This is a genomic window from Candidatus Ruminimicrobiellum ovillum (genome assembly GCF_002392975.1).
Classification (GTDB): domain Bacteria; phylum Elusimicrobiota; class Endomicrobiia; order Endomicrobiales; family Endomicrobiaceae; genus Ruminimicrobiellum; species Ruminimicrobiellum ovillum.
Genome location: NZ_DGIC01000009.1, coordinates 251888 through 276638 on the forward strand (window position 1 = coordinate 251888; position 24751 = coordinate 276638).

General features: G+C 31.9%; 22 protein-coding genes and 3 tRNA genes. 6 read left to right on the forward strand and 19 right to left on the reverse strand.

Annotation, left to right across the window (positions count from 1 at the left end; all coding sequences use genetic code 11):
* Positions 1–110: 110 nt before the first annotated feature.
* From B2Y85_RS04080 to B2Y85_RS04095, 4 genes are all read left to right on the forward strand, one after another.
* Positions 111–183 (forward strand) — tRNA-Thr (locus B2Y85_RS04080).
* A 27-nt stretch (positions 184–210) separates the two neighbouring features.
* Positions 211–1773 (forward strand): sensor histidine kinase, encoded by a 1563-nt coding sequence (locus B2Y85_RS04085; protein WP_372519199.1) that lies wholly within the window; start codon positions 211–213, stop codon positions 1771–1773.
* Between the two features lie 9 nt (positions 1774–1782).
* Positions 1783–2856, forward strand: a complete 1074-nt coding sequence (locus B2Y85_RS04090) for a response regulator (RefSeq protein ID WP_372519200.1) — start codon at positions 1783–1785, stop codon at positions 2854–2856.
* A 4-nt stretch (positions 2857–2860) separates the two neighbouring features.
* The gene (locus tag B2Y85_RS04095; RefSeq protein ID WP_372519201.1) at positions 2861–3559 is read left to right on the forward strand and encodes a sensor histidine kinase; all 699 of its coding nucleotides are present in this window, start codon (positions 2861–2863) and stop codon (positions 3557–3559) included.
* Positions 3560–3563: 4 nt separating this feature from the next.
* Here the strand turns inward: B2Y85_RS04095 and tilS are convergent, their stop codons facing one another.
* Together tilS and B2Y85_RS04105 are read right to left on the reverse strand one after the other, a co-directional pair.
* Entirely contained in the window at positions 3564–4535 is a 972-nt protein-coding gene (gene tilS, locus B2Y85_RS04100) for a tRNA lysidine(34) synthetase TilS (RefSeq protein ID WP_372519202.1), read from the reverse strand.
* Positions 4536–4589: 54 nt separating this feature from the next.
* Positions 4590–4662 (reverse strand) — tRNA-Gln (locus B2Y85_RS04105).
* Between the two features lie 137 nt (positions 4663–4799).
* Between B2Y85_RS04105 and B2Y85_RS04110 the strand changes: the two genes are divergently transcribed.
* Positions 4800–5177 carry a hypothetical protein gene (locus B2Y85_RS04110; protein WP_372519203.1) on the forward strand — a complete coding sequence of 126 codons (378 nt, stop codon included), beginning with the start codon at positions 4800–4802 and terminating at the stop codon, positions 5175–5177.
* Positions 5178–5251: 74 nt separating this feature from the next.
* On the opposite strand, the gene B2Y85_RS04115 is transcribed toward B2Y85_RS04110, so the two are convergent.
* The 9 genes from B2Y85_RS04115 to B2Y85_RS04155 form a co-directional block, all read right to left on the reverse strand.
* Positions 5252–8434, reverse strand: a complete 3183-nt coding sequence (locus B2Y85_RS04115; RefSeq protein ID WP_372519204.1) for an efflux RND transporter permease subunit — start codon at positions 8432–8434, stop codon at positions 5252–5254.
* Positions 8435–8445: 11 nt separating this feature from the next.
* Positions 8446–9381 carry an efflux RND transporter periplasmic adaptor subunit gene (locus B2Y85_RS04120; protein ID WP_372519205.1) on the reverse strand — a complete coding sequence of 312 codons (936 nt, stop codon included), beginning with the start codon at positions 9379–9381 and terminating at the stop codon, positions 8446–8448.
* Entirely contained in the window at positions 9374–10762 is a 1389-nt protein-coding gene (locus tag B2Y85_RS04125) for a TolC family protein (RefSeq protein WP_372519206.1), read from the reverse strand. The genes B2Y85_RS04120 and B2Y85_RS04125 overlap by 8 nt, the downstream gene beginning before the upstream one ends.
* Positions 10763–10793: 31 nt before the next feature.
* Positions 10794–11348, reverse strand: coding sequence for a TetR/AcrR family transcriptional regulator (locus tag B2Y85_RS04130; protein ID WP_372519207.1), 555 nt, complete (start codon positions 11346–11348; stop codon positions 10794–10796).
* 179 nt (positions 11349–11527) lie between these two features.
* Positions 11528–12895, reverse strand: a complete 1368-nt coding sequence (locus B2Y85_RS04135; RefSeq protein WP_372519208.1) for a 4Fe-4S binding protein — start codon at positions 12893–12895, stop codon at positions 11528–11530.
* A 30-nt stretch (positions 12896–12925) separates the two neighbouring features.
* A complete protein-coding gene (locus B2Y85_RS04140; protein ID WP_372519209.1) occupies positions 12926–14152 on the reverse strand; it encodes an aldo/keto reductase in 1227 nt (408 codons plus the stop codon).
* Between the two features lie 81 nt (positions 14153–14233).
* On the reverse strand, positions 14234–14719 hold the full coding sequence (locus B2Y85_RS04145) for a DUF1893 domain-containing protein (RefSeq protein WP_372519210.1): 486 nt from the start codon (positions 14717–14719) through the stop codon (positions 14234–14236).
* A 124-nt stretch (positions 14720–14843) separates the two neighbouring features.
* Positions 14844–15275 (reverse strand): MerR family transcriptional regulator, encoded by a 432-nt coding sequence (locus tag B2Y85_RS04150; RefSeq protein ID WP_372519211.1) that lies wholly within the window; start codon positions 15273–15275, stop codon positions 14844–14846.
* Positions 15276–15346: 71 nt separating this feature from the next.
* Positions 15347–15958 (reverse strand): flavodoxin family protein, encoded by a 612-nt coding sequence (locus B2Y85_RS04155; protein WP_372519212.1) that lies wholly within the window; start codon positions 15956–15958, stop codon positions 15347–15349.
* Positions 15959–16059: 101 nt separating this feature from the next.
* Between B2Y85_RS04155 and B2Y85_RS04160 the strand changes: the two genes are divergently transcribed.
* Entirely contained in the window at positions 16060–16695 is a 636-nt protein-coding gene (locus tag B2Y85_RS04160) for a flavodoxin (protein ID WP_372519213.1), read from the forward strand.
* A 336-nt stretch (positions 16696–17031) separates the two neighbouring features.
* Here the strand turns inward: B2Y85_RS04160 and B2Y85_RS04165 are convergent.
* The 8 genes from B2Y85_RS04165 to B2Y85_RS04200 all read right to left on the reverse strand — a co-directional run bounded on the left by B2Y85_RS04165 (position 17032) and on the right by B2Y85_RS04200 (position 24742).
* A tRNA-Ala gene (locus tag B2Y85_RS04165) sits at positions 17032–17104 on the reverse strand.
* 132 nt (positions 17105–17236) lie between these two features.
* Positions 17237–18448, reverse strand: a complete 1212-nt coding sequence (locus tag B2Y85_RS04170; protein ID WP_372519214.1) for an acetate/propionate family kinase — start codon at positions 18446–18448, stop codon at positions 17237–17239.
* A gap of 242 nt (positions 18449–18690) precedes the next feature.
* Positions 18691–19749 carry an isocitrate/isopropylmalate dehydrogenase family protein gene (locus B2Y85_RS04175; RefSeq protein WP_372519215.1) on the reverse strand — a complete coding sequence of 353 codons (1059 nt, stop codon included), beginning with the start codon at positions 19747–19749 and terminating at the stop codon, positions 18691–18693.
* Between the two features lie 191 nt (positions 19750–19940).
* Positions 19941–20693, reverse strand: coding sequence for a glycosyltransferase family 2 protein (locus tag B2Y85_RS04180; protein ID WP_372519216.1), 753 nt, complete (start codon positions 20691–20693; stop codon positions 19941–19943).
* Entirely contained in the window at positions 20683–21696 is a 1014-nt protein-coding gene (locus tag B2Y85_RS04185) for a lysylphosphatidylglycerol synthase transmembrane domain-containing protein (protein WP_372519311.1), read from the reverse strand. The genes B2Y85_RS04180 and B2Y85_RS04185 overlap by 11 nt, the downstream gene beginning before the upstream one ends.
* Before the next feature lie 159 nt (positions 21697–21855).
* A complete protein-coding gene (locus tag B2Y85_RS04190; RefSeq protein ID WP_372519217.1) occupies positions 21856–23448 on the reverse strand; it encodes an O-antigen ligase family protein in 1593 nt (530 codons plus the stop codon).
* Between the two features lie 13 nt (positions 23449–23461).
* Positions 23462–24295 carry a prepilin peptidase gene (locus B2Y85_RS04195; RefSeq protein WP_372519218.1) on the reverse strand — a complete coding sequence of 278 codons (834 nt, stop codon included), beginning with the start codon at positions 24293–24295 and terminating at the stop codon, positions 23462–23464.
* A 9-nt stretch (positions 24296–24304) separates the two neighbouring features.
* Positions 24305–24742, reverse strand: coding sequence for a hypothetical protein (locus B2Y85_RS04200; RefSeq protein WP_372519219.1), 438 nt, complete (start codon positions 24740–24742; stop codon positions 24305–24307).
* Between the last annotated feature and the right edge of the window lie 9 nt (positions 24743–24751).

A 24751-nucleotide genomic window follows, 5' to 3' on the forward strand; every position in this document is an offset into this window, starting at 1 on the left:
CAATCATAATTTTTACAATTGTATATTTTTTTTAATTTTAAAGCCACAAATAAATTTTTGATTGACAAAATTTTAATATTTTTGTATCCTTTACCACATAAGATATTTGTGCCGACGTAGCTCAGTTGGTAGAGCAATGGTTTTGTAAACCATCGGTCGAAGGTTCAAGTCCTTTCGTCGGCTTTTAATAAAACTTGCCTGTTAGAAATTATGAGAAAAAAAATATACTTCGGATTAAGCGTTAAATTCATAGTTATAATTTCTTCCATAATAATATTCACCTCCATAATCTTAACTTGGTTTTTCGTAACGGCCCAATCGTTACTTCTAAAAAATTTCACGGAAAACAGAGCAATTATTTTAGCCAATTCTTTGGCAACATCAAGCGAACACGGAGTTTTGATGTCGAGCAGAGAATTTTTGGCGAGTCTTACAAAAAACAATTTAAAAGAAGAAGATGTAATCTATTCAATTATCTATGACGAAAACGGGGTTATTTTATCAAAAGAAAACATTTCAAACGAAGATATTAACAGATTTCTCGCATCTTTTTCAGTGGACACAAACACAATAACCGAATTGGAAAAAAGTAAATTGCAAAAAAATGTCAGCGTACTGCCGAATATAGGAGAAGTTTTGGATGTTATCGTTCCCATAATTTCAAAAGATTTTACTCCTACAATAAAGATTAAAGCATCAAATAAAAAAGAAGTCGTAATAGGCGCCGCAAGAGTAGGTATTACTCTTGAAAGAATAAATTATCAAATAGAAAGAATGGCAAAAAGCATAATTTTAATTACACTGATAGTTGTGCTTGCCGGAATTGTAATGTCTTTCTTTTTAGTAAAAATAATTGTCCACCCTATAAGAGAATTAATGCTCGGAACAAAAAAAATAGCTGTTGGAAATTTAAGCTACAGAGTTCCTTTAAATTCAAACGATGAGTTCAGGGAACTTGCCACATCATTTAATTCCATGGCCAGTGATATGGAAATACATATACGAGAACTGAACAAAGAAAAAAAAGAATTGCTGAACCTTAAAATTGCTTTCGAACAAAGAAGTCAGGAATTGGAAGAAACTTTGGAAAAAGTTCAAAACATACAACAAGATTTAATAAAATCGGAAAAATTCGCAACTATCGGTAGACTTGCTTCTTCGGTTGCTCACGAGTTAAGAAATCCGTTAGCAGCGATAAAAAACATTTCTTATTTCTTATCGAAAATGGGAGCATACAGCGATAACAAATCAAAACAGATGGTCAATATGTTATCGTCGGAAGTATTGAGAGCAAACAAAATAATAACGGATTTACTTGATTATTCGAGAACGAAAAAATTGAACAAATTATCCGTAGACATTATTTCTTTTATAGATAAAGTTATACCGGCGGTCCCTCTGCCGACAAATATAGCATTATTAACGGATTTGGAAAAATTTGATGTTGTTATGGACCCCGATAAAATCACTCAGGTTTTAATAAACCTTATTACAAATGCAAGAGACGCCATGCCCCCTGAAGGCGGAGAAATAAAAATAATAACAAGAAAAAACGGAAACATGTGTCAAATATTAATAAAAGATAATGCTTGCGGAATGACGGAAGAAACTTTATCTCATTTATTTGAACCTTTGTTTACGACAAAATTGAAAGGTATAGGTTTAGGTTTACCGATAGTGAAAGAAATAATTGATGCTCATCAGGGAAAAATAACGGTTACCAGCACAAAGAATGTCGGAACAACATTTAAAATAGAAATACCTTTGCAATAGGAGATTTTTATGACCGATAAATTAAAAATTTTAATTGTAGATGATGAAGATTCTTTAAGATTATCTTTGGCAAGTATTCTTGAATTGGAAGGATACGAAGTAGATACTGCCGAAGACGGATATAAAGCAATAGAACTTGCAAAAAAGAAAGAATTCAATATTCTCTTTTCGGATATAAGAATGCCGGGGATAACGGGAAACGAAACCTTTAAAGAAATAAAAAAAATTAAACCCGATATTATAGGTGTAATGATGACGGCATATGCTCTTAACGATTTAATTACGGATGCTCTCAATACCGGCGCTTTTGCATGTTTAAGCAAACCTTTCGAAATAGAAACAGTTTTATCTACAATAAAAGATATAACATCAAGACCTTTTGCCGTGGTAATAGATAAAGATGCGAATATCGACCAAAATTTTTTGAATTCTTTAAAAAATTGCGGTTTAAATGTTGCTTCCGGTGAAATCGATTCCGCAAAAATAGATTTTATGTTTAAACATAAACCCGATATTTTAATTGTTGCAATTAATTCAAAAGAAGATGAAAACAGAACTTTAGTAATTTTGAAAAAACTAAAAGAAATGTTCGGAAAAATTCCCAAAACAGTCATTATCGAAAAAGAACAAAATGCAACTTTTATGGAAGAAGTACAAACTTTGGGAATTGTTGATTTTATTGATAAGCCTATAAATATAAAACAAATTTTCGATTTATTGGGAAAAGAAAAAAGAAAACTTAATATTGCCGTGGTAAATATGGACTCCGAAGATTTTGAACCTCTATGCAACAATCTCAGAGATAAAGGTTTTCATTTATTATCTTATCCAAACTGTGATAAATTATTTGAAGAAATTAATAAGTCTTTCTTTGACATGGCTTTGATTAATGTAAAAATAGATACAAACATTGCTGAATTCCACGATAAACTGCAGGAGCAGTTTCCGAACATAGGCTCTGTTTATATTTTGAACGACGATAAAAACTTGGAAGCAGTTAAACAAAAAGGCTGTTTCTATCTTACAAAACCGTTTGAAATAGAAAACGTTATAGGTTTAATAAATAAAATATTAGGAAAATAAAATTATGGAAGAAAAAACTTATGTTTTTACAAAAAAGCAGTTGAATGCCGAAAAAAATAAAGTTTTGTCTAAATTTGCTTCAGTAGCTTCTCATGATTTAAAAAATGTTGTCGGCGGAATATCCAATATTTCATATTATCTTTCAAAAACAGTAAAACCGGAAAGTGAAACTCAAAAAAAGATGTTAGACCTATTGGCGACGGAAGTTGTAACTCTTAATAACAGAATAACCGAAGTTTTGGATATGACAAGAGTAAAACAATTAAATAAATCCGTTTGTGATTTACAAAATTTAATAATAAAAGCGATAGAAGAAAACAAAATCGACGGAATAAATTTCGAGCAAAGTTTGGTTTCCGTAAAAGTATATGCCGATCCGGAAAGGATGAAACAAGTCTTTTCAAATATTATAAAAAATGCCAAAGACGCAATGAGTAATTCGGGAACCATTACAATAACAATGAATATTGAAGAAGATAAAATAGTTACCGTTATATCCGATTGCGGAAAAGGAATGAATGCGGAAACATTGGAAAATTGTTTCGACCCTATGTTTTCAACAAAATTAGCTAAAGCGGTAGGAATGGGACTTACGGTTGCACAACAAATAACGGAAATGCATAACGGCAAAATAGACATTTCAAGCCAAGAACAAAAAGGAACTTCGGTAAAAATAACTTTACCAACATATAAAGAAGATTAAAATTCTATTTTGAAATAAAGTATAACTTTTGTCCGAACTTTTTTGCGGTCCATATTTTTGAAATAATATATTTTTTAGATTCGTTATCTTTTAACCAAATAAAAATATTATTTATTTGGACTGCTCTTTTTTTGTCGGGAAGTATCTCTTTTAAAATTTTATATTGCAGAATATTTTCTTGTCTGTAAAATGCTCTTAAATTCAATACTATTTTATTTTTAGATATGTTAACATATTTTGATATAAATAAATTTACTTTATTTTTGAAATATTCCGTTTCATCTTTTACTATACAAGACAAATTGTATATATGTTCTATAACGGAAGGATTTATTTGTTTAAGTTGAGGAATAACATTTAATCTTATCTTATTTCTCGTGTAATCGCACTTAAAATTTGTTTTATCGGTACAAAAATCAATCTGTTTTTTCTTTGCATAATCGTCTATTAAATCTCTTGATATAGGAAGCAGCGGTCTTATTACCGATAAATTTTTATTTATCTTTCTTGTCATGGGAATACCTGTAAGTCCGTCGGTTCCCGTCCCCCTCAACAACCACATGATAACAGTTTCGGCATTATCGTTCATATTATGAGCGGTAGCAATTTTGTTGCATTTATACTTTTTTGCCACTTCTTCCAAGCCTAAATATCTTAATTGTCTTCCTGCGGTTTCTACCGATATATTATTTTTCTTTGCATATTCTTTTGTATTCAAATTTTTCAAAACACATTCCATATTCAAAGATGAAATATATTTTTTTACGATTTTAGCTTCTTTCACGGATTCTTTTCTTAAATTATGATTAAAATTAACAACGACAAGTTCTATATTTAAACTTTTCGTAAGCATAGAAAATAAACTTGCCATAACCATTGAATCGGCTCCGCCTGAAACGGCAAGCAGGATTTTATCACCGGAAACGACTAATTTATTATCAATAATATTTTTTCTGAATTTTTCCCAAATAAGCATTTTCCCACCGAATGCAAATAAAAAAACTCTAATCTTTAACAGACTAGAGCAAAACTGCCCGACCTGGGCTCGAACCAGGACTATTCTGTTCCAGAGACAGATGTGTTACCAATTACACCATCGGGCAAATTCTTTATATATATTTTATCAAAAGCAATATTTTTTAGCAATATTAAAAATAAAAATTTATAAAAAAGTTGATTTTTGAAACGACAAGTTTATATAATATTGTAAATTTACGATACTAAAAAAAAGGAGATTTGTATGGAAGAAAATGTAAAACAAGAATGTCCGACAGACTCAAAAAAATGTTGTTCAAAATGCATAATAATAGTTATCGTTTGTTCTTTGCTCTGCTTTTTTATAGGTTATTATGCAGGAACAAAATCTTTGGCAAAAGTTTCCGGAGCGGCGATAAACAGACCTTTTAATTCAAGAAATATTCCGAGAACACCGCCGAGAATTCCGAATATTCCAAAAATTCAAAATCCGAGAGTACAAAGACCTCCCGTTACCAATATACCGAACATACAGAGACCGCCCGTTAGTCCGCAAGGGCAAGCACCGAAAGTAAATATTCCGGATAGCGTAAAAGAAAAAGCTGCCGCTCAAGCAAAAAACAACACTGCACAGAAAAAATAAAATATTTAACAGAAACAAAAAAAACAGATGAGTTTAATTAAACTCATCTGTTTTTTTATTACAGATTTAAATTATTAATATTTTTCGGGAACTGTCTCTAAAATAACAGGAGCATCTTCATCTTTCGGAATAGGCGTTCCGGAAACTTTATGTTTAAACCAATCACCAATAGAATCAACAATAATATATGTAACAGGTGTCATAAGCAATGTAACCAACAACGATAACAACTGCCCGCCGACAATAACTATAGCCAAACCTCTTCTAACATCGGCACCTTCTCCGTTAGATATCAACATAGGTATCATGGAAACAACAAGCGTTAATGTCGTCATTAAAATAGGTCTTAATCTTACTCTGTTTGCCTGGAGTATAGCATTTGTTCTTCCGTATCCTCTTGCTCTTAACTGGTTAGTATAATCCGTTTGCAAAATAGCATTTTTACTAACAACACCTACTAACATGAACATACCGAGCAAACTGAATATATTCAATGTTTGATGTGTTATCATAAGTGCAAATAATGCAAAAGGTATTGTTAACGGCAAACTTATAATAATTGCTACAGGATGTGTGAATTTTTCCATTAAGCAACAAAGAATTATATACTTAAATATAAATGCCAAAACAAAGGCCAATAAGAAAGCAATAAACATTTTTGTCATTTCTTTTGCTATACCGCTTTGCATAATTGTATATTCAGGATCAGGATTTAAAGAGTTAAATGTATCTTGCATTATTTTTGTTGCCGTTCTTGTATCAAGTCCGTTTAAGTTAGCTTCAACCCTAACTTCTCTTTGTCTTTCTGCTCTGTTGATTTGGCTGGGTCCAAACCCTTCTTCAAGTTCGGCAATACTGTCTAAACGAACAACCGTTGATTGTCCGTTAATAACCGCAGGTATCATAAGTGCGGAAATAGCTTCTTTTGTATTTCTGTATGTTTCGGCAACTCTGACTCTTACCTCGTATAATTCGTCGCCTTCTTTATATTTTGTAATATCGTCTTCTCCGCCGACCATTGTTCTAAGTGCAGCAGCAACAGCAGTAACATTAACACCTAAATTGTTGGCTTTATCTCTGTTTATTACAACTCTGTATTCCGGTTTTGCCAAATCTACGGATAAATCTACATCTATAAATCGTTTATCTTGAACAAGTTTATCTTTTGTAGCATTAGCATAACCTATTAACTTTGTAAGATCCGGTCCTAATAAACTTAACTGAACAGCTTTATTTCCGCCGGAAGGGCCATCACTTCTGACAAAAACTGCAGTTGTAAGACCGGAATACTTTTTCATCATTTCTCTTATTACTTGAGCATATTTTTTTGTTCTTATTTTATTTCTGTTTAATCTGTCTTCGAGTTCAACTTCCAAGTAACCTTTATTTGTCGGTGCGGAATCGGAGAAAGAACTTAAACCGTCTCCGCCTTTACCTGCAACCGTTAAAATACTTTTTATATACGGAAGTCTTCTTACATCGGTTTCAATTTGTCCTAAAATTTCTTGAATATCGGTATAACTTGTTCCTTCTTCAGCTTTAACCTGAACTTGAATTTTGCCGGAATCTTCTTCCGGAAAAAATTCACCTCCCATGGTTTTTATCATCGGAAATATTGCAAATATACATAAGAAAGCAAGAACTACCATTATTATTTTATGATGAATAGCCCAATTTAAAACAGGAATATATAGTTTAACCAAATATTCGTTTATGCCGCTTACAATTTTATCTATTTTACTTTCCCCTTCCGTTTTCTTTAACAACTTTGCACAAAGCATAGGAGTTAAAGTTAAAGCCACTATACCGGAAAGAGCAATAGCAAAAACCACCGTCCAACCGTAACTGCTCAAAACCCTTCCTACCATACCATCCATATATGCTAAAGGTAAAAATATAACAAGAATTGCAAGTGTTGTTGCAACAACCGTGGATGTAATTTCTTTTGCACCGTCAACGGCCGCATCTTCAGGAGTTTTGTTATATTTTTCCATATGTCTGTAAATATTTTCAAGCATAACAATAGCATCATCAATAACAATACCCACAGCAACCGTCAACCCCAATAATGTTATACTGTTTAAAGTGAAGCCGTTCATATTCATAAAAAGGAATGCACCCACAACCGATATAGGTATAGCCAAAAATGCTATAAATGTAGATCTCAAAGATCCCATAAACACCAAAACCATTATACCTGCCAAAATTGCACCTAAGAAAAGATGTTCCAATACCGTATTAACGGATGCTCTGATAGAGCCGCTTTGATCGGACATAACAACGATTTTCATATCCGCAGGAAGAGTTTGTTCTATCATCTTAATTTTTTCTTTAACACCATCAATAACCTTCAATGTATTTGAACCGCTTTGTTTTGTTATTTCCAAAGTCACACATCTAAGTCCGTCCAACAATGTGCTTTGCTGTTCATATTCTCCGCTGTCTTCAACTTCAGCAACATCGGAAAGTTTTATAGGAACTCCGTTTTTGGTTGCAATAAATATATTTTTAAAATCTTCCACTGAAGGAATTCTGCCTAAAATTCTTAAACTGTAAGAGTTGTGTTCCTGTTCTACTTTTCCGCCCGGAATTTCAAAATTCTGTTGAGCCAAAGCGGATGTAACACTTGTTATAGGAATTTGAAGAGAATAAAGTTTCAAAGGATTTATTGTAACATGTATTTCTCTTTCTCTACCACCTACTATATTTACAGAACCCACACCGGAAGTGTTTTCTATAATTTCTTTAACTTTTTTCTTAGTAAGCTCGGTAAGTTCTATAACATCTCTTTGACCGGTAACAACAACATTTAAAACAGCTGCAGCATCCATATCAAGCTTTAAAACCACCGGAGATTCTGTTCCGTCCGGGAAATTAGATTTAACCTGTTCGATTTTATCTCTTACTTCCTGAATACCGACATCCGGATTTTTATCCATATCAAATTTAATAAACACGATTGAAACACTTTCCATATTGTATGAATGAATTTCATCAACGCCTGAAATTTCATTCACACCCTCTTCAATATATTTTGATATTGATGTTTCTACTTCTTCAGGACTTGCTCCGGGTAAAACGGTTTGAACAAGTGTAACGGGAATATCCATACTCGGATACATACTTACACCCATATTTCTGTAACCCATAAACCCTAAAAACATTAATGAAACACTTATCATTATTGTAAATACGGGTCTGTGTATAAAAAATGCGGCAAAACCGCTATGTCTTTTTTCAGTTTTATTTTCTTGCATATTTTTAGCTCCTACTGTTGTATCTCTATCTTACTGCCGTCTTTAATACCGTAAACGAATTCCAAAACTTCGTCACCTTCTTCAAGACCTTCTATTTGCCAATTGTTATTGTTTTTAAATTTCACTTCTATATCTTTTCTAACGGCAGTTGTTTTATCTTCGGAAGGAACCAAAACATAATTTTTGCCTTCTTCATCTTCATAAATACTCTTTTTGGATAACGACAAAACATTTTTTACTTCTTTTAAAGAAATATCTACTTTTGCAAACATACCGGATTTTAACAATCCTTTGGAATTATCAGCCTTAAACTCTACGGCAACACTTCTGCTTAAAGAATCCACAACCGGACTTATAATGTCGAGTTTTGCTTCAAATGTTTTATCGGGATATGCTTCAACGGAAAGAAGAGCTCTTTGTCCTTTATAAATTTCGTTAACATATCTTTCGGGAACATCTACTTTTATTCTTAATACAGACTGATTTACTATCAATGCCACCGGTGTTTGTGTAGTAACATTTTCACCCGGATCGAGATAAACTCTGCCTACAACACCTGTTAATGTAGAAGGAACAACTACAGGCTCATATTTAGCACCGACTTCATCTCTGTCTATTAAAGATACAGTCTGATCTTTTCTAACTCTGTCACCTTCTTTTAATACATTTTTCTGCAATTTACCGTTAATTCTCGGATACAACACGGCTTCTTCCAAAGCTTTTACATTACCCGATGTTATTAATTGATGTTTCAAATCTCTTTTTTGAACTTGTTCCGTTTTAACGACAAAAACATCCTTTGAAACGGTATCTAAAACTGCCGCATTATCTTTTTTAAATGCTACCTGATAAACAATAAAAACCGCTACCAATAAAATAATTCCCCATACGACAATTGCACCCATTGAGGTGTCTTTCTGTGTTTGTTTTAAATCTTGATTATTCATAATCTTCTGTCTCCATTCCTACGGCATAATTTAAGTTTGATAAAGCTACATGTGCATCATATACGGCTTGAACATATGTTAAATTGGAATCGTTCAAATCCGATATTGCATCGTTTAACTCTAATTGACTTATTAATCCGTTTCTATATCTCAACATTTTTGAGTTCAAATTTTCTTGTGCTCTTTCCACAACACCTTTTGTAGATTCTATTCTTTTTTTGGCTTCTTCCAAACTTAGCCATGCTTCTTTTACTTGTATTCTTATATTTTTCTTTAAATTTTCGTAACTTGCTTTTGCGTTTTCATAATACATTTCTTTTTGTTTTGCCTGAGAAGAAACCGAATATCCGTGAAATATAGGCATAGAAAACTGTAAACCTACATTTGAGCCCCAATAATAATGATTTTCATCCGGAAGTCCTTCTATCGTGGAACCGTTGTAGCCATAGTTTCCATAAGCGGAAAGAATAGGAAAATGATCCGCTTTTGCTATTTTATAATTGGCTTCCGCGATATCGGCAGCTAATTTCGATACTATAAGTTCAGGTCTTTGTTCATAAGCCATATTGTACAATTGCTGAAGATTTTTTGTGCTCGGAAGAGCCAAATCTTCTTCTGTCCAAGTTAAATATATCGGTGTTTCCGGATCTTTATCCAATATTTGTCTTAAATGCAAAGTTGCAAGTTCAACATTTTTTTCCGCCTGTAAAACCTGCGGAACGATATTATCTACTCTTACTTGCTGAGTTAAAACATCCAAATTACTCGATAATCCCTGTTTATATCTTGCTTTTGTTTCATCTAAATGTTGATTAGCAATATCCAAATATGTTTCCTGAACATGAACAAGTGCGGAAGCATAAATTATTAAATAACAAAATTGAGTAACTTGTTTGGCAACGGCTGTTTTCGTATCTCTCAATTGATATTTTGCACTTTCAGCCTGCAATCTTCCGTATTCTTTTGTATTTTTTACCTTACCGCCGGTCCATAAAACCCAGTTGGCTTGTAATTGTGCGGTATATGTATTATTTACCGGTGTGGCTTCCACCATTTTTTCTTCACCATCTATTTTAGTTAATGCTTTTGCTCTTAACAATGCTCTGTTATAACTCGCATTAAAATCCAAATAAGGATAATATGAAGATTTCATTTGACCATACACTTCATCACTTATTTCTTTCATTTTATTTGCGGCATAAACCTGATAACTGTCTTTCAGTGCCATTTTAACGGCATCTTTTATTGTTATTTTCGTTCCCGACTTTTGTTGTATTTCTTCAAACAATTTCGTATTCATCGGATTATTTTTAGAATAATCGACAGCAAAAACATTTGTACTAAACACTAATGTTAAGAATAAACTCAAAAACTTCTTCATTTTCTTATAAACTCCTTAAACAAATTGCTTTTCAACAATTTTTATAATCTATTGCCTTTAAAATCGACATTACTATATCTTTCGGATCTAAATTTATATCTTTTATAGGTGCAAAAACAATATGATACAAACAGGATTCAAACAAATAGTGAGCAAGATCAACATTATTTTCCGGTATACTTTTATTTTTGGCCGCTCTGTTAAAAAGTTCTTTCGCATTTTTTTCATTTTCTTCTTTTAAAGGTTTGAATTTTTTTTCAAGAGAAGGAACACCTTTAATGTAATCTACCATATGTAAAAAGAACTCCAAAGATTTTTTTGTCTTCGCATTATATGTCTTTTGAAAAATATCAGTCAAAAAATCTTTCAGAGAGATTTTTTGGTCTATGTATTGTTTAATTCTTTTATTTTGATCATCCAAAACATATCTTGCTATCGTATAACAAATTTCATCTTTGCTTTTAAAGTAATAATACAGTGATGGTTTTGTTATATTACATATAGTAGCTATTTCTTGCATAGAAACATCTTTTACGGGTTTTTTCCCCATTAAATTAAATGCTGTTTTTAATATTTTAGTTCTCATTTTATTCTCTAAAAAATATTAATTTTATCTACCGAACGGTAAGTAATATAACATATTATAAAAACTTTGTCAACAAAAGTAAAAAGTTTTTAAAAGATTGGAAATGACAACGACGAGATTCCGCATCAAGTGCGGAATGACAGACGCAAGCTGCAACTGGCAAAAGAAGAACCATATATTTATATAGTTTTGGATTGTTCAACAATTCCGACTATTTCTATTGCTTTGTGCGGACAAGAAACCTGACAAGCACCGCAACCGATACAAACGGCCGCATTATATTTTAATGCTCTGTCTCCGTTAGAATCTTCTTCTATACTTAATGCTTTTACCGGACATTTAAAAGCACAAATTCCGCAATTTATACATAAATCTCTGTTAATTTTTGCAAGACCTATTCTTGTATGTTGTTTTTGTTCCAATGTAATCTTTTTTATTGCACCCGTAGGACAAGCCGAACTGCAAGCATTACAATCATACTTACAATAATTTTTCGAATAATCCATATAAATTACAGAATGATTAAAATCTCTCGGATGAATAACTTTGTTCGGGCACACTGCAACACACAACTGACAACTTGTACATTTTGAAGAAAATCTCGAATAATCATCTGCTCCCGGCGGCAATATTGCCCTTATTTTATCTTTCAAAAAATTTTTTCCTCTGATTATTGCACTGCCTACACCGGTTGCAATACCACCCAAAACAAAAACGGAACCTAAAATGAAATTTCTTCTGCTTCGGTTAAATGTCGAAGCTTGTTTTTTATTCTCTGTTCCGAAACTTATTGCTTGCTTGGGACAAACAGCTACACATTTTAAACATCTTATACATAGTTCATTATTTATTTTTTTATCTTTTAAGTTTATACTGCCGGAAGGACAGTTTCTAAAACAAGCTCCGCAAGTTACACATTTTTCCCCGATATTAAGCCTAAAAACACCATATTTGGCAAATAGTCCCAAAAGTGTTCCTACCGGACAAATTGCGGTACAGAAAAATCTTCTTTTGAACAAAACCAAAAGGATTAATATTACAAAAGGAATTAAAGATATTATCAAAGTCGGTATTGTAAAATCATAATTTTGTGTTTTTGTGATAAGATTATATAGCGGTGTAAAAATACTTGATGCTATTAATCCGAAATTTGTATACGGATCCAAAATTTTAAATCCTACCGCCCACCCGCAAAACAAAGCGCCGAACACTAATGCCGCTATGGTATATCTTGTTTTTGCCATATTCTTATAATTTTTACTGTTTTTAAAAGATAAAAATCCTATAAAATTTTGTAATATTCCCAAAGGACAAATTAAAGAGCAATAAAATCTTCCGAATAAAAAAGTAAAAATCAGTATTGCTAAAACAGATATTAAAACTGTTATTGAAAAAGAAGCAACCAAACTTGCAATACCGGGACCTAACTGTATGGCAAAAAATTTTGTAAAGAAAGAAAATGTTGCAGTAAATGCAAGAAACGAAATTATTAAAGCTATTGCCGATAACGATAATCTTAACCGATATATTGTTTTATTCTTAGACATTTATTATACCCTATAATGTAATTTTATAACTTATTGCTTCAATTCTTTGTATAAATCCGCTACATCTTTCAACAAGTTGGGAATATCAAGTTTCTGTGGACATTTTGTTTTACATATTCCACAATTTATACATTTATCCGCTCTGCTTTCTTCTTTAATTGACTCATATGCTAAAACAAATCTGTCTTTTCTGTTTGTTGATTTATACTGGTTGTACATTAAGAAATTTTTCGGTATATCTATTCCTACGGGACATCCTGTACAATACTGACAATATGTACAAGAAATCGCACCGGAAGCATTGTAAGCGGCTATAGCATCACCAAGAACTTTTTGCTCTTGTTCGCTTAACGGTTTAAAATTTGTAAATGTTTTAACGTTATCTGTAACGTGTTCCATTTCCGTCATACCGCTTAACACTACAAAAACATTAGGTAAACTTGCGGCATATCTTAAAGACCACGATGACGGCGAAACATCAGGATTTTCATTCTTTAATATATCAACGGCTTTTTCACTTAATGTTGATAATTGTCCGCCTTTCAAAGGATTCATCACAACGACAGGAAGCCCTGCTTTTGTTGCAATTTCATATTGCCTTTTTGCATCTACTGTTTTCCAATCTATAGGGTTAATGGGAAGTTGAACGAAATCCCATTTATATGTATTTACAACTTCTTCCAAAAGTTCCGGAGTATCGTGAATAGAAAAGCCTAAATATTTTATTTTCCCTTCTTGTTTTTTCTGTAACAATTGTTCGTAAACATTACACTCTTTTAAAGTTTTCCATTCGGTTTTATTTATATTATGAGCCAAATAAAAGTCGAAATAATCCGTTCGGCATTTTTTCAATTGCTCTTCAAACGTAGGTATAACTTCAGATTTATCTTTTAATATTCTTAACGGCATTTTGTCTGCCAAATAATAACTGTTTCTCGGATACTTTTTCATCACTTCACCTACGGCAAGTTCGGATTTTCCTCCATGATAAAACCATGCGGTATCATAATAATTTATGCCGTGTTCCATCGCATAATCTACCATTTCTTGTGTTTTTTCAATATCGGGTTCACCGTCTTTTTGAGGAAGTCTCATTGCACCGAAACCTATTACGGATATATCCAAATTTTTATATTTTTTTGTAGAAACTTTATCCACATAACTTTTTATTCCTGTCGTAACTTTTTTACATGCGGATAACACCACGGCACCTATTGTTGTAAATAATGCAAATTTTAGAAATTCTCTTCTGTTCATAAAAAAAATCCTCCGGATTTTTTTAGCTTAAAGCTTATAGCTTAAAGTTTAACGGCAACCGCAAACAACAAACCGCAACGACTACTGTTTCTTTGTGAAAATTTTGTATGCTTTTTTGGGACTATTTATATTTAAAACTTTCTGTTCCATAGGGCACATACCGTCTTTTCTGTCATTTTGAATATAATCTACAATTTCATTATAAGAATATTCTACCTTATATTTTTCAAAAACGGGAATTGCATCTTTGGCTATAATGTTTGTGTGAACTTGTTTTACTTTCCCGTAAACCATTAAAAGAGCTGCGGCTTTACCTATAACTTTATCTACCGCTACGGCATTTTTTAAACCTTTCTTCTTTATTTGTATGAGTAACGGTTTTATACCACGCTCATCTTGGAAAGAAATTTTACCTTTTTGATATACCAACAAACTATGATTTTCTAATTTCAGTGCAAGTTCTTCTATCGTAAAATCTCCGCATTTTTCATTTTCCGCAAAAACATTACCGGAAGAAATGAAAACAAAACATAACAACAAAAATAATGCCAAAACTTTTTTCTTCATTTTTTTTACTCCTTAAAAATCACTTTACGATTTTTTAGTTTATAGCTGATAGCTTATAGCTTAAAGTTTGCCGTCCCTATACCTCTATCATTCTATCCCTCTATCCCTCTATCCCTATATTCTTCTATTTGTACGGATTCCAAACATCTTTTGTTTTATTCTTCAAAAGATCCGTATAATATTTTTTCTTCATTTGAAGAACTTTCATCTGTTTTTGTAACTCTTTTAAATTTTCTTTTAAAATTTTTTCCTGGTCAAAAATTATTTTTGCTCTTTGCGGTATGGTTTTATTACCTTTTAAACACAAGTTTATATAATTTTTAATATCATTTATGGATAAGTCCGTAGCTCTTAAACAATGGACTGTTTTAAACCAAGATAAATCATAATCGGAAAACATTCTTACATTGCTTTGTGTTCTCGAGACAAAAGGTATTAAGCCTTCATTATCGTAATATCTAACGGTATATGCGGAAATATTCATAATTTTTGCGACATCTTTTACGGTATACTTCGGAGTTTTGTCCAATTGGGTTTCTTTTTTTATTTTTTTCATAAGAAATATAACCTCATTTTATATTTCCGATAATTCTACATCTTAGAGTTGCTCTAATGTCAATAACTTTTTTATCTTATAAAATTTGTCAGCGGTTTTGATTCCGGTTCGGGATGAGCATTTTGTTTTATTGATTTTAAAAGCCATGCCATATTTTTTGCTATGGTTCTCATTACATGCATACCTTCCAAATCTTTTTCAACGTCTTCGGCTTTTGTTCCGTGAACCATATTCCAATATTGAGAAGAAACTATCGGCATATTATTTATTGTAAAATATTTGTTTATTACATCTATTGAAGCTGTAGTTCCCGCTCTTCTTGCTGATACAACAGCCGCTCCCGGTTTATATGCCAAAAATTTTCCGCCGGCATAAAAAACTCTGTCCAATACAGACAAAATTCTTCCTGAAGGATGAGCATAGTAAACGGGCGATCCGAAAACGAACCCGTCACAAGTTTTGGCTTTTTCAATAATTTCATTAACTATATCATCATTAAACACACACTTATTTCCGTTTTGTGCACAACCGCGACAACCTATACAATCTCTTACGGGATTAGAGCCCAACTGTATTATCTCGGTTTCAATATTTTCTTTGCTTAAAACATTTACTATTTCCGTCAATGCCCTAAATGTACATCCGTTTTTGTTAGAACTTCCGTTAATAAGCAGAACTTTCATTAGATTTTCCCCCACATGCAAATATTTATATTTTGATATTTTACAAAATTTATTTATAAAAAAATATGCTATAATTAAAAAAATTTTTAAGGAGTTATATTATGAAAATAGCTTTATACATAATACTGATTGCAGCAATAATTGCAGGTGTTTCTTCTTTAATACATTTATACAAAGTATCAAACAGAAACAAAACGGAAATGGCAAAATATTCAACCAAAGTAAATTTAAACGCAAACTTAGGTAAGACTCTTGTTATTTATTATTCTTTATCGGGGAACACAAAAGATATTGCATTACAAATACAATCTTTAACAAATGCAAATCTTTATGAAATTAAACCGAAAGAAGAAATAAAACAAGGACCGGCATTATATTTAACATCTAAAAAACAAATTTCTTCCGGCAATTATCCTGAAATAGTAAATGATTTTCCTAACATTGAAGAATACGACACAATTTTTGTAGGTTCACCTATATGGTGGTATACCGCAGCACCTGTTGTACTTGAATTTTTGAAAGAGTTTGATTTCCAAAACAAAAATGTAGTTCCTTTCTCAACACAAGGCAGCAACTACGGAACATATTTTGAAGATTTTAAAGCAAAAGCTAAAAATGCAAACATTTTGAAAGGTGAAGCTTTCAATAATTTAGATTCAAAATATAACGAACAAGTTAAGAATAAAATAATTAATTGGTTAAACGGGTTGACAACGGAAGAACAGAAGATTGGATAATTGGAAGATTGAAAACGACGACGAACAGAGAGATCCCGTATCAAGTACGGGATGACAAAAAGAAAGGCAAATTATAATTAATAATAAAGAAACGGGAAGAGATTTTTCTTCCCGTTTTTTGTTTATATTTTTGTTCATTAGAATATTAAAAATTTGTCTATTTTTGTTCTTAACATTCAAAGGATTTCAAGATTTTAAATTCGTCATTGTAGTGTTCATTAAAGACCTTAAGATTTTGTGTTAGAATGAAGAAACACAGAATCGATGTGTACTCTTTGCGGTACTCAAGATTCTGTGTTGCAAAATTATAACCAAAATATTAAGGTCGTTATAAGGTGGAGCTAAGGGGGATCGAACCCCTGACCTCTTGCATGCCATGCAAGCGCTCTCCCAGCTGAGCTATAGCCCCAAAACTACAATTATCAATTAACAATTAGTAATTAGTAATCTCGGTATTTTCAAATTTTAGATTTTTTGCAAAGCAAAAAATACATTAATTGCTAATTTAAAATTTCTAATTACTAATTGTCATTATTATATTTTACTTATTTTCGTTTAAGACTTCAACAGATTCTCTTGCTATCATCAATTCTTCGTTTGTAGGTATAACCATAACTTTTATTTTTGAATCCGCCGCAGAAATAAATCTTTCTTTGCTGCTTCTGGGCTCATTCAAAGCTTTATCTATTTTGATACCTAAATTATCTAAACCTTCACACATTTTTTCTCTTGTTAAAGGAGAATTTTCGCCTATACCCGCGGTAAATACTATACCGTCAATTCCGTTCAATATTCCGTAATATGCACATAAATATTTTTTACCGCTGTAACATAACATATTGAATGCAAGTTCGGCTTTTTTATTTCCGGCAAGCATTGCATCTTCAACTTCTCTCATGTCTCCGCCCGCAATACCCGAAACCGCAGCAACACCACTTTGTTTATTTAAAAGGTTGTTCAATTCATCGGATGTCATTTTAGGATATTTTGCCAATATGTGAACGATAACCGCAGGGTCTATATCTCCGCATCTTGTTCCCATTACAAGACCTGCTAAAGGTGTAAATCCCATTGATGTATCTATAACTTTACCGTTTTTAATTGCTGTAATGGAACTTCCGTTACCTAAGTGACATGTAATAAGATTTACTTTATCTACCGGTATATTTAACATTGCAGCTGCTTTTTGTGTTACATATTTGTGTGATGTTCCATGCATACCGTATCTTCTTACATGATCTTGTTCATAATATTCGGAAGGTATTGCATATCTGTATGCATAATCCGGCATTGTTTGATGAAATGCCGTATCAAATACCAATACGGAAGGTATTCCGGGCAACATTTTTTCAACTGCTTCTATACCTGCATAATGGTGAGGGGTATGTAACGGAGCTATGGAATAACATTCTTTTAAATCTTTCTTTACTTGCTCGTTTACCAATACAGGTTTTGAAAATTTATAACCACCATGAACTACTCTGTGGCCTACAACTGCAATTTCTTTTATATCTTTTATACTGCCTGTTTTTTCATCCAATAAATCTTTTATTATTATTTGAACAGCTTCGAAATGGTTTGCAACTTTACAAGATGTTTTTACCTGCGGAACGGTTATTGTTTGTCTTTTATAAAAAGCTTCTTCAAGACCTATACATTCTACAAGTCCCCAAGCGATTTTTTGTTCTTTTTCCATATCAAACAATGAATATTTTACCGACGATGAACCGCAATTTACTACTAAGACTTTCATTTTATTTCCCCTCTTAAAACGACAATTTATAATTTAAAATTTACAATTTATAATTAACGACAACTACAACAACGAGATCCCGCATCAAGTGCGGGATGACAGACAATGGATTGTCACGCTACGCTAGCAATGACAAAAAAAACTATAAAATGAATATTGGTATTATACAAAATTAAAATTTTTATACAAAACATAAAAACGGAGAGATTTTAATATCTCTCCGTTTCTTTTTATATACACTTTTATGAGTTTTTTATTCTGTCTATTATGGCCTGTCCCATTTCTTTTGTGCCTGCCGTTCCGCCCAAATCGTAAGTAACAAACTTTTTCTCTGCTACAACTTCGGCAACAGCCTTATCAAGTCTTTTTGCCGCATCAAATTCGCCCAAATAATCGAGCATCATTTTTCCCGACAAAATAAGTGCCATAGGATTAACTTTGTTTAAACCTTTATATTTCGGTGCAGAACCGTGAACAGCTTCAAATACCGCACAATCTTTACCCAAATTTGCTCCGGGAGCAACACCGAGACCGCCTACCAAACCTGCACATAAATCTGACAATATATCTCCATACAAATTAGGAAGAACTATTACATCGTAAAGTTCGGGCTTTTGAACAAGTTGCATGCACATGTTATCTATTAATCTTTCTTCGTATTCGATTTTACCTTCATAATCTTTTGCGACTTCTCTTGCTACTCTGTAAAACATACCGTCGGTACATTTCATTATGTTAGCTTTAGCAACTGCAGTAACTTTTTTTCTGTTATTTTTTACCGCATAATCAAAAGCAAATCTTACTATTCTTTCACACCCGAATTCGGAAAAAGATTTTATTGATATAGAAGATTCAGGTCTGATTTTTCCTTTTGAAAGTTCTATTATTTTGTTTGCTTCATCCGTTCTTTCAGGAAATTCCACACCTGCATATAAATCTTCTGTATTTTCTCTTACAACTACCAAATCTATATCCGAAAATCTTGATTTTACTCCTACATAACTTTTGCAGGGTCTTAAACATGTAAAAAGATCAAGTTCTTTTCTTATAGCAACATTTACAGAACGGAAACCTGTTCCGATAGGAGTTGTTATAGGACCTTTTAATGCTATTTTATTTTTTGCTATCGACTGTAATGTTTTATCCGGTAAAGGAGTCCCTTCCTTTTCCATAATGTCTACACCTGCTTCCATAACTTCCCAGTCTATTTTTACACCGGTTGCTTCTATAACTTTTGCCGTAACTTCCGTAAGTTCCGGACCTGTTCCGTCTCCTCTGACTAAAGTAATTTTGTAAGCCATTCTTTTCTCCTTTAAAAATCGCTTTGCGATTTTTAGCTTATAGCTTAAAGCTTAGTAAAAAATCCTGCGGATTTTTTAGCTTGTAGTTTTCGGTAAAAATTTGTAAAATAAATTTTTCTAATAAATATCAACAATTCACTCTGTGAATTTTTACAATAAACTTTAAACTTTCAGCTGTAAGCTTTAATCTACTATTTTTTAATTTCAAATTGTCTATATTTTACAATATTCCATTTGTGTAGTATATATTTAACTAATATCCACAATATTCCAAGACCATACTGAACACTTCTCTTAAAATTTATAGATGAAGCTTCAGCAAAATATTTTGTAGGAACGGGAATATCCCCTATTCTAAAACCTGCAAGTGCCATTTGAACAACAATGTGTTGATCAAAGACAAAATCGTCGGAATTTGCTTCAAAATTTATTGTTTCCAAAACTTTTCTCGAATATGCTCTGTATCCCGTATGATATTCACCCAAATTAAGTCCCAGAACAACATTTTCAAGTATCGTTAAACATCTGTTAAAAAAATATTTATAAAAAGGCATACCGCCTTTTAATGCTTCTTTTCTTGTTCTTATTCTGTTAGCAAACATAACATCGCAAATATCCTGTTCGATTAATCCCGCCAAAAAAGGAACAAGCCGCGGATCGTATTGATAATCTGGATGAACCATAACAACAATATCTGCACCCATTTCAAGTGCTGTTTTGTAGCAGGTTTTTTGATTTGCGCCATAGCCCATATTTTTATCGTGTTTTATAACTTTCAATCCCAACTCTTTTGCCACTTTTACGGTATCGTCGTTTGAATTATCATCTACCAACAACACTTCGTCACAAGATCCTTCGGGAATAGCATCTAAAGTTTGTTTTAATGTTTGTGCGGCATTATATGCCGGCATAACAACAACCACTTTACTTTTTTTATTTTCCATTTTGTTCCTCTTGTTCCGAATGTTGTTTTAGTGCGAAACTAAATAAATCGGAAAAAGAAATTCTTTCTTTTATCATACCTGTTATACCTAAAGCATAAACAGCCATCATTTCTATAAAATGTGTTGCTGCCATAGCCGTAAATGCCATAGTTTCTTCTACACCGAATATGCCCAATGTTACCATTCCCACGCTTTCTATTGCACCTATGAAACCCGGTGCCGTAGGAATCATGGTGGCAACACCTGTTGTTACGATAACAAACAAACATTGTACTGCCGTCACATTCAAACCGAAAGCGGCGAATAATGTTTTATATGCATAAGCTTCTATTATCCACACAACAATAGAGGTTATAAGAACGATAAAAAATAACTTCTTATTTTGAAAAAATTTTAAACCGCTTGCAAATTTCAGAAAAAGAGATTTTATTATTTCATTAATCTTCGACGGCAAATGGAATTTAGACAACAATTTTAAAAATTTATCTTCATCTTTTGACATAAAAAATAAAACAACAAACATTAAACCGAAAATTACAGTACAAGCAATAAAAGATTTTTGTAACCAGTTGGGAATGTTCGGAACAAACATTGCTATAACAAAGAATGATATTATAAATATAACTATATCCATCAATCTTTCCACAACTATTGTCGCAAATACTCCGCTTCTTGATATTTCAAGTTTTTTACCTGCAACGATTGCCCTTACAAATTCGCCCAATCTTAAAGGTAAAATATTGTTCATAAAAAAACCGAACACCAAATAAAAAAAGCTTTGGAACATCTTCATCTTTTTTAACGGTGCAAGGATATAATCCCATCTAAAACCTCTAACGAGATAGGAGCAAATATATATAATAACACCTGTCACTATTAAAGAAATATTGGCATTTTTCAATAAAGAAACAGACTGTTTAAAATCTATGTTTCTGATACACAGATATATTAACAGTAAACTTATTAAACAGCCTAAGATAATTTTAAAAATATGTTTTTTTATAAGTTCCCCTTAGAAATTGCCTTGCAATTTCCGAGGTATGGATACATGGAAGTATGGATGTATGGAAACGACTAACTACGAGATCCCGCATCAAGTGCGGGATGACAAAATATCTTTTTCTATACATCTATTCTTCTATACCTCTATACCTCAATTTTCTTAAGAATTTTTTATTTTATAATATTCTTCCTCATAATAAGGATTATATTTATCATATTTTACGGCTTCTTGTATATATTTCAAAGCTTCCTCTTTTTTATCATTATTCCAATAAACGGCTGCTAAAGATTCTTTAAGTTGTGCCGAATATTTGTTTAAATCTATTGCTTGTTTCAAATACCTTATAGAATTATCGGCATAAATTTGCCCTTGTTCTCCTCTGTTATTATGGTAAAGAGCAAAATAAGCCCGTGAAATTTGCGCATAATATTCCGGATTTTTTTTATCATAATTTATTGCTTTTTCAAATTCTTCTATTGATAATTTATAATATCCGGACACATAGGAATCAATACCTTTTTTATAATAATTATTTGCTATTATAGGTTTAGACAGAAAAAAAACCGCAATAACAAAAATCAACAAACATATATAAAGATTAACTTTTAAATTTTTTCTTTGCTCGGTTTCGATATAAAACATTGATGAAAAAACAATAAAAAACATTAACATATTTGCCGGAACAAAAAAACTGTAGTCAACCAAATTAATTATAATAAAAGATGTTATACTTGTTGCTATACATATATAAAAAAAAGAATTTTCCCCTTCTTTCATTCTTTTTATAAATTTCATGTAAAAAGATACCAACAAAACGCTAAAACCTAAAACTCCGACAATACCTGTTTCTGCCAACAGTTGCATAAAAATGTTATGTGCAAACAGAGTATTTACCACTAATTCCGGTCTAAAAGTTTTAAAAAGAACCATATAATTACCGAAACCGCAACCGAATATCACATTTTCCTTAAATATCAAGTATGCAGTTTTCCACCATACAAATCTGTCTCCGATACTGTTAAAAGAGGATTTTAAAGAAGAAACATAAACTATCGAACATACCAACAGTACAATTGATAAAACTATTAACGCTTTGATAATTTTATTTTTACGATATTCGAATAGAAATATAATTGTTGAAATATACGATAAAAGAATCGCTATTCTGCATTTTGTTAAAGATATTGCAATTAAAACAAATATCGTTAATGCTATAAAAGCTTTTTTATTTTGCTTGTTTTTTACATAGATAAAAAACAAAGGATATATTAAAGCCAAAAAACCAGCTATAACATTTATATTCAATGCCATTGTTTCATAGAAATTATCACCGTAAAAGAATCCCTGAGGATTTGTAAGAAATCTTATAAACAATATCATTGACAACCATAATGCAATAAATATCGGAACAATAAAAATTTTCTTTTTCCACTCTACGGATAAAAAAGAAAAAGAAAATCCAGCCATAAGTGCAGAACTTAAAATTATAATATAATCTCTTACATTCAATTTAAAATCGGCATTTATGTATGATAAGCAAGTTGTTATAAAAAAAACAATTAATGCGGTTATATATAAATCTATTTTGAATTTATTTGTATTTACCAAATAAATAAACAAAGAAAAAACAAGCAAAAATATTACAATCTGAATCGGAAAAACAAAAGAAAATTTTGATAAGATTGATACAACCATTGCAACAGACAAAATAAAAGCTGTGATGATAGAATTACTTTTTTTTATTTGCAACATATATTTATATTACCTAAAAATTCTGTAAATTAGAAAAAATATATTTTGCCAAAAAATTCTCTTCGGCAACCATTAAATAACCGATTATTACATTCGGAGACGGTAAAAATAAAACCAAATATGAACCCAATGCTAAATAAGGTCCGAATGCTATTTCCTGTCTTTTTATAATTTTTTTCAACAAAATTAAAAATATTCCCACTATACTTCCGAAAACGGAAGCAATAAATATTGCAAACAACACTTTTTCCCAACCTACAAAAGCACCGACACCCGCCATAAGTTTTATATCCCCGCCGCCCATTGCATCTTTTTTAAAAATCCATTTACCTATAACGGCAACTGCAAATAAAGAGCCGCCTCCGGCTAAAAATCCGATAAAAGAATTTAATATTCTTTGTCCGAAAACATCACCTAAAAAAGGATTAAAAAAACTTGTAACCAAACCGACTATCATCAACATAAAAGAAAATTCATCCGGGATAATTTGGAATTCAAAATCTATTGCGGTTATAACAAGCAATGAAAAAACCAACAAACAAAAAGGTAACAAACTGTAAGTAAAACCGAAAACAAAATACATTGAAACAAACAGAAGTCCGCAAAGAAACTCTATTGCAGGATATATGAAAGATATTTTTGATCCGCAATTCCTGCATTTTCCTCTAAGAAACAAATAACTTATGATTGGTATATTATCGTACCACTTAATAAAACCGTTACAATTTGTACAATGTGAAGCCGGTTTTATTACAGACATATCTCTCGGCATTCTGTATATACACACATTAGCAAAACTACCCAAAACCAAGCCCATTATAAACAAAAAGAAAATCTCTATAAACATGATTTTACCTTAATAAGTATTCCAGATTACACCTTTTGAATCAGGTTTATCGCAATCTATCCAAATTTCACCGGCTTGTCTGTCTTGACTATCTTCAACCTGATAAGCCCATTTACCGGAATTGCCGGTAGGTTTTGTAGTTATTTCATTGGTAGGATTATTGTATGGAGGACAATATAGTTCGGGAATATACGCTATATATTTTCCATCCCCGCTAAGTAATTCCGCAACAATATTGTCGCTCGGGAAATGTCCTTCGTTTTCTCCGTAATAAACAGCTATAGCACTTCTTAAAGCCTTAAGATTTGCTATGCTTGCCGCTTCGTTTGATTTACGAATTATATCCAAAAACTTAGGATAAACAACCAAAGTAACCAACAGAATTATCAGTATGGCAATTATTACTTCTATAATATTGACTTTCAATAATTTCTTATCCGTAGTCATAATATTCTC